Here is a 6,728-nt window from a genome sequence, read left to right as displayed (position 1 = left end):
TAAATGAACTCGAACTTTACTCTTTTTCTTGCGTGAAGATGTGCATTGCCTTTTTTAATATTTCGGCTTCCTCCTGAGCTTCAAGCTTCTCTTGCCGTTCTTTTTCATACATCTCTTTGTACTCAGAGGCCGTTAATAGCTGGTTTTGTTCCTCTTTTTCTGCGTTCTTCTGCTTGTCACGATAGCTCCCTACCCACCGCTTAACGGTACCGTAAGGTAAATTGAGCTTGTTGCAAATATCAGTCATTTTATGTCCGTCTAGGACAATCATTTTAGCTACATACTCTTTAAATTCCGAACTGTAACTCTTCATTTTTTTAGTCAAGTGAACACGTCCTTAATTTAAGCTTTAGGTCGATTAAAACATGGCTCACTACCTGTGTCCACTTTCTATACTAGTTCCAGTATGGCGCTGGATGAGAGACGGTTTCGCGAATAAGAGAGACAATTTTTAAAAAAAGAGAGACAATATCGAAAAAAAGAGAGACAAGGCAGCTGCAAGAGAGACAACCTACGGTCGTATAAAAAGCTCAGCCCCGTAACAAGGGAGCTGAGCTTTTTTGCTACATTAACATTTCTTTCGCGCGGCTGCTCATTTTCTCTGGCGACCAGGCTGGATGCCAGACCAATTCGACGTGGACATCATTGACTTCATCAATCCCGTAAATCATCGCTTCAGCTCCACTTACGATACTGTCATGAAGGGGACAGCCCGGGGTGGTCAGTGTCATCTGGACGTGAACATCGTTCGTTTCATTCACATTTATTTGGTAAACCAGGCCGAGATCTACGATATTGATGCCAAGTTCCGGATCAATCACCTGATACAATGCTTCTTCCACTTGTTTCGTCATTTTCATTGGGAATCACTCCTTGGTTATCTAGTCAATACCCGGGCAATTGAAATTACATATAAGGCAGAGGCTACGGTCAAAATTCCCTGGGAAGCAAAAGCAAGGGCAGGGAGGCCAATCATAGCAGTGACCGCAAGTCCAATCACACCGAAGGTCATCGCTGTAAACAGGATCGTCCCCCATTTTTCCTGGATCATCGCTTTCAAGGTTGGGACGTCTTTTTTACCAACACTGCCGGAATATTTATGGGTCCACCATAAGAAGGGGACAATTTTATACAAGTAACCCATGATGCTGAAAATGATCCACATCATGATATATAAGTAAACGAGCCAGCTCCAAACGGTAGCATTGGTTACTTGTAAAACGGTCATCAGGAGGGCAGTGGTATGCAGCAGCCAGCCAAATCCGATGGCTATTAAGGAAAAAATGAAAGGCTGATCAAGCTTTTTCTTGATTCGTTTCTTTATGATTTCTTTCATATCAAGCGCATAACCGGTAAATCCTAGCCATAATAGAGCCCAGCCGATAATGGTAAACGGCCAGGTCCCGATCCATACGGCAACAACCAAAGCAATAAGTCCACTTATATAACTGCCAAGAGCTGGTTTTGCCCATTTCATCGAAAATCCGTGAGACAAGCTGAACATTGGTACCATTTTATATGAGAAGCCGAAAATCAACAGCGTAAACCAGCCGGTCAGGCCGAAAACCAAATGGGATTTGAAAAAGGCATCATAATTGCTGATTGTTCCGAACGCCAGGTTCCATGTCAAAGTCAGTCCGGCAACGATCGTCAATAAGAAAAATACCAGGGCACTTCCGACAAACCAGGTCATAACATTGACTTTTTCCTGCTTAAGGAGCGTCATGGCAATTTGGAAGAGAAACATCAGAATGCCGATGACGGTTAGAACCCCGGCGAAAATCGCGACACCAGGCTTTACCGAAAGGGCAATAGACAGTCCGGCTGCACCGATTGCAGTAACAAAAAATTGGAGAAATCCAAACTTTTCATTCCAAATCGGTGTCAAAAAGGCTACAGGAACCAGCTGATACATGGCACCCATGACGACCATCACTGCCCAGCCAAGCAACAAAAAGTGGGCAGCCATCCATAAGTCCGGCATCCGGAAAATACCATTGCTCAGAGCAGCGGTATTCATCCAGAGCAGCGACTGGGCAAGTGCGAATGAGACAAGTCCGAACAGGATGAAGGCGAGCGGCAACTTGATATTCGTTTCGGTTTTGGTCTGCGTTTGCATTTGTGGAATCATATCATTCACCAGATTTCGTTATGGTTATCCGGAAGCTTCCGTCTTCTTGCTCCTCCGTTTCATAATGGTGGCCGAGTTCATCTAGTTCCGCGAATAAGAACATCGGACGTCGGTCATTGATGATGACAAGCGCTTCCTTGGTGGTCAGGTCTTCCAAGGCAGAGAGTGTCCGCATCATTGGCTGGGGGGGTTCTAATCCACGGTTATCGAGAATCATTGCACCTCACCTGCTCGTTTATAAAACATGACCTGCCAATGTTTCGGCTCGATTTGCTCTAACTGGTGGTCGTAGCCTTTTTTGGCCATTACTTTCAAAAGTGGTATAGGCTTGAACGGGGCGTGGAGAAGCAGTGCCTCTCCGTCTTTCAGTCCCTTTACCGCATTCATGATTTTATGGAACGGATCATTCTTCAATTTTAAATCTTCGCGTACGTCCAACTCTACGATAGCAGCTTGTTCTTCCATTACGATCACCTCATCTTCACTTGATACCTACATGATAATCATTTTCAATTAATCAGGTAGTGACACATATCACAGGTTAGAAAAGTTCATCTTCTAAAGCTTCCGGATGGAGCATGAAATAACCGTCAAAATCACTGTAGACAAGGTTGTTTTTTTTCAATTGAGTCAATGTCCGGCTGACGGTTTCCCTGCTCGAGCCGATCATATTGGCAAGTTCCCGATTAGTGAAGTGGGATCGGAGTTTTACCCAGCCGTCTTTATCTTCATTGCCGTAAAGCTTACTGAGGCGAATCAGCAGCATGATGATTTGTTCATACGTATTATGAAGGATTTGTTCTTCTAAACGATTTTGCAAGTCGACGATTTTATCACCGAGCACCTTAAATAATTTGACGGAAATCTCCGGATGGTTGATTAGCGTCTGTTCAAAGGACGGGATTGGTATGTGAACGAGGGTTGCTTCATCCAGTATTTCCGCATGTGCCGGACATTCATCTTTCCGGAAAAATCCCTGGTGGGGAAACATATCACCTGGCTGGAGTACGTTGACAATCTGTTCTTTGCCGTGAAAGTCGGTTTTGTATATCTTTACTCGGCCTTTGTTGATGAAGTAGACATTCTGAAGCGGATCGCCCTGCATGAAAACATGGGTTCCGGCACGGTATTGCCGGGATCTAGCCAGCTCCAGCACCGGTTCCATTTCTATATCAGTCAAATCTTTGAATATAGGAACATTCTGTAACAATTGCTGTGTGGAATGGAATCTCACAATCAACATCCTTTCTTATCCAATTTCTACTATATAGTGTATCATCCAAAAGCTGTATTTTTGATGCTACTTTTTGAACAATTTATAACTATCTTTATACGTTGGCTGTGATGAAAATCATAGGGGCCTGTTGCTTCTTCTCACACCCCATTTGAAAAAGCAGGAGTAACATGAGGGCATACCAACGAAAGGATGTGAACGTTATGGGGGTTAAAAAGCTGGAAGAATGGCAGCAGAAAGAAGCTAAACCAACCACCAAAAACGGTCTACTTAAATCTATTTTAATTGTTACTTTATTAGCAAGCTTCACAGTCTTGATTGTCGGAGGGTTCTGGATCTTTGAAAATATGGCTCCTCGTCCGATGGAAGCGACAAATTCAGACGGCGAAGTAGTTATGACTCAGGATTCGATCATCGGCGGTCAGGCAGTTTTCCAGAAATACGGTCTGATGGATTATGGAACGGTGCTGGGACACGGTTCTTATATGGGGCCTGATTATACAGCAGAAGCACTAAAAGTTTATACATCCGGAATGCAGGACTTTTATGCAATGGAAGATCACAATCAAGCCTATGCTGATCTGAATCCTGAACAGCAGACGATCATTAAAGAAAGAGTTATCTCAGAAATGCGGGTTAACCGTTTCAATGAAGAAACAAATGAACTTCCGCTTACTGATGCGCAGGTATTCGGTCTGGAAAGAGTCGAAGCTTATTATCAGGATGTTTTCAAAAATGGAGACGGCTGGGGATTGAAGGCAGGTTTGATCCAGGAAGAGCACGTGCCTGGTGCAGGGGAGCGGCTTTACGTGGCGGACAGTGACCAGATAACCCAGATCTCCCACTTCTTCTTCTGGACTGCATGGCTTTCCAGTACCGAGCGGCCGGATGATGATATCACCTATACAAATAACTGGCCATACTTTGAAGATGCCGGCAACACGATGGCTTTCTCAGCAGTGTGGTGGAGTGGAGCCAGTGTAACCGTACTTATCCTATTTGTAGGTTTGATTTTGTTTGTGTTTTATCGTTATCACCTGGGTATGCAGGAAGCCTATACGGAAGACAACTATCCTACGTTCAACCTGGCGAAACAAAGTTTAACGAGTTCACAGGTAAAATCAGCGAAATACTTCCTGATCGTTGCCCTGTTGTTCCTCGTGCAGGTCATGTTCGGTGCCCTGATGGCGCACTATTACGTCGAACCGGATTCATTCTTCGGTATGGACTGGATATTTGAACTTCTGCCATTCAGTATCGCAAAAGGCTATCACTTGCAGCTGGCCATCTTCTGGATTGCGACAGCGTGGCTCGGTATGGGCATCTTCGTTGCACCGATTGTTGGTGGACATGAACCGAAGCGGCAAGGACTACTTGTTGATATCCTATTCTGGGCGCTTGTCGTCTTAGTAGGCGGTTCCATGATCGGTCAATGGCTTGGTGTCAACGGCTACCTTGGTAACTTGTGGTTCCTGCTTGGACATCAGGGCTGGGAGTACTTAGAGCTCGGTCGGATCTGGCAAGTAATTCTCGTTGTCGGGATGTTGATTTGGCTGTACATCGTTTATCGGGGCATTAGGAACGGTTTGAAGAAGGAGCGCGATAAAGGAGGCCTTGTTCACCTATTGTTCTACGCTTCTATTGCGGTGCCAGCGTTCTATATCTTTGCTTTCTTCATCAACCCAGGTGCCAACTTCACGATGTCTGACTACTGGCGCTGGTGGATCATCCATCTTTGGGTAGAAGGTATTTTTGAAGTATTCGCCGTAGTGGTTATTGGATTTCTGTTAGTCCGAATGAAATTGGTTACAAAAAGTTCAACAGTCAAAGCATTGTACTTCCAGCTGATCATCCTGCTTGGAAGCGGGGTTATCGGTATCGGTCACCATTATTATTATAATGGATCCGCCGAAGCCTGGATCGCTCTTGGATCTGTATTTAGTGCTTTGGAAGTTATTCCGTTAACTTTACTAGTCCTGGAAGCTTATGAACAATATAAAATGATGCGTGCCGGAGGAGTTGATTTCCCGTACAAGTCTACATTCTGGTTCCTGATTTCAACCGCAATATGGAATCTGGTTGGAGCAGGGGTCCTAGGGTTCCTGATCAACCTGCCAGCAGTAAGCTATTTCGAACACGGTCAGTTCCTGACACCAGCACATGGTCACGGTGCAATGATGGGGGTATACGGAATGTTCGCCATTGCCGTATTGCTCTACTCCTTAAGAAACATCGTCCGGCCGGATAAATGGAATGATACTTGGCTGAAAATTTCCTGCTGGGCATTAAATATCGGTCTTGCCGGAATGATTCTTATTTCCCTATTACCGATAGGATTCCTGCAGCTGAAAGAAGCTTTCGATAACGGATACTGGGCTTCACGTGATGCAGCGTTCCTGCAGCAGGATATCATCCAGGATCTGCTGACCATCCGCTCCGTACCTGATGTTATTTTTATCGCCGGTGTTGTGATTCTCGCAGTGTTCGCAGTAAGAGCTATGTTCCATCTGCGTCCTGCTACTCATAAAGAAGAAGAGCCACTGCCAATTGATGATTTGGAAGAAAATTAATTATTAGGAGGAGATTATTATGAAAAACCAGGAATTTGCCGCTAAGATTTATGCGCCTGAAATTGAGCCGAGAGTACGTCATCCAAGGATTCTTGATACTTTCGATGAGTTAGAAAGCGGTGAAGTAATGGAGCTCACCAATGACCATGATCCACGGCCGCTGCACTATCAGTTCATGGTAGAGCGGGAGAGTCAGTTTGAGTGGGAGTATTTAGAGAAAGGTCCGGAACAATGGCGGGTAGCCATAGCTAAAAAGTAATCAATAGAGAAACTCTGGCTGTTTCGAAAGTCTGCCATAGGCTTTTGGAACAGCCTGTTTTTTTATAAAGGTTTTGGTAAATTTCCGTGAGGTTTTACAGTAAAGCTCTCTTTTACTGAAGACTCAGTTTCGAGACGTTAGGTAGAGGTTATGGTGGCTGGGAAAACGGATCGCTTTCCGTGGGCATGTGGTGAGCTTCCTCAGGCTTCGCCTTGCGGGATCTCACCGCTCATGTTCATCCCACAGGACTTTGAATTAGCTTCTTGAATAGACACCGCACGAAGGAAATGCGTAGCATTTTCGAGCAGTCTCACCGTTTTCCCCGCCACCTTACGTTTGTTAGAGTCTCGAAACTTCCATCCATAATAGCGAGCTTATGGAACAGAAAGTACGATCAGATTAGCATTGTAATGGGATTCTCTCACAAAATAGAGTTGTACTTTTGTACTTTCCAAGTGCGATTTCGAGAATTTTATATGGCGAGGGGCGTAGGGGAAGGGTGAGACTCCTGCGGGAAAGGATAGACTGGCAAGA

At 44.9% G+C, this 6,728-nt stretch carries 8 protein-coding genes; 2 read left to right on the top strand and 6 right to left on the bottom strand.

The window, feature by feature from the left end:
- Positions 1-16 precede the first annotated feature (16 nt).
- From ACGTNI_RS02580 to ACGTNI_RS02555, 6 genes are all read right to left on the bottom strand, one after another.
- On the bottom strand, positions 17-325 hold the full coding sequence (locus ACGTNI_RS02580) for a transposase (protein ID WP_085505303.1): 309 nt from the start codon (positions 323-325) through the stop codon (positions 17-19).
- A 238-nt stretch (positions 326-563) separates the two neighbouring features.
- Positions 564-860, bottom strand: coding sequence for a metal-sulfur cluster assembly factor (locus ACGTNI_RS02575; protein WP_394459811.1), 297 nt, complete (start codon positions 858-860; stop codon positions 564-566).
- A gap of 17 nt (positions 861-877) precedes the next feature.
- The gene (locus ACGTNI_RS02570) at positions 878-2,131 is read right to left on the bottom strand and encodes a hypothetical protein (protein ID WP_394459809.1); all 1,254 of its coding nucleotides are present in this window, start codon (positions 2,129-2,131) and stop codon (positions 878-880) included.
- 1 nt (position 2,132) lies between these two features.
- Positions 2,133-2,348 carry a DUF2249 domain-containing protein gene (locus ACGTNI_RS02565; protein ID WP_085506952.1) on the bottom strand — a complete coding sequence of 72 codons (216 nt, stop codon included), beginning with the start codon at positions 2,346-2,348 and terminating at the stop codon, positions 2,133-2,135.
- Positions 2,345-2,596 carry a DUF2249 domain-containing protein gene (locus ACGTNI_RS02560; RefSeq protein WP_394459807.1) on the bottom strand — a complete coding sequence of 84 codons (252 nt, stop codon included), beginning with the start codon at positions 2,594-2,596 and terminating at the stop codon, positions 2,345-2,347. Before ACGTNI_RS02560 ends, ACGTNI_RS02565 begins: the two co-directional genes overlap by 4 nt.
- Positions 2,597-2,672: 76 nt before the next feature.
- Positions 2,673-3,365 (bottom strand): Crp/Fnr family transcriptional regulator, encoded by a 693-nt coding sequence (locus tag ACGTNI_RS02555; protein WP_394459852.1) that lies wholly within the window; start codon positions 3,363-3,365, stop codon positions 2,673-2,675.
- A 203-nt stretch (positions 3,366-3,568) separates the two neighbouring features.
- Between ACGTNI_RS02555 and ACGTNI_RS02550 the strand changes: the two genes are divergently transcribed.
- Positions 3,569-5,935 carry a nitric-oxide reductase large subunit gene (locus ACGTNI_RS02550; protein ID WP_394459805.1) on the top strand — a complete coding sequence of 789 codons (2,367 nt, stop codon included), beginning with the start codon at positions 3,569-3,571 and terminating at the stop codon, positions 5,933-5,935.
- Between the two features lie 19 nt (positions 5,936-5,954).
- Positions 5,955-6,194 carry a DUF2249 domain-containing protein gene (locus tag ACGTNI_RS02545; RefSeq protein ID WP_394459803.1) on the top strand — a complete coding sequence of 80 codons (240 nt, stop codon included), beginning with the start codon at positions 5,955-5,957 and terminating at the stop codon, positions 6,192-6,194.
- Positions 6,195-6,728: the final 534 nt, after the last annotated feature.

The sequence above is a fragment of the Thalassobacillus sp. B23F22_16 genome, from assembly GCF_043496955.1.
Lineage (GTDB): Bacteria > Bacillota > Bacilli > Bacillales > Halobacillaceae > Thalassobacillus > Thalassobacillus devorans_A.
Note: the sequence above shows the minus strand (reverse complement) of the source record. Positions and strands in the feature narration are given on the sequence as shown.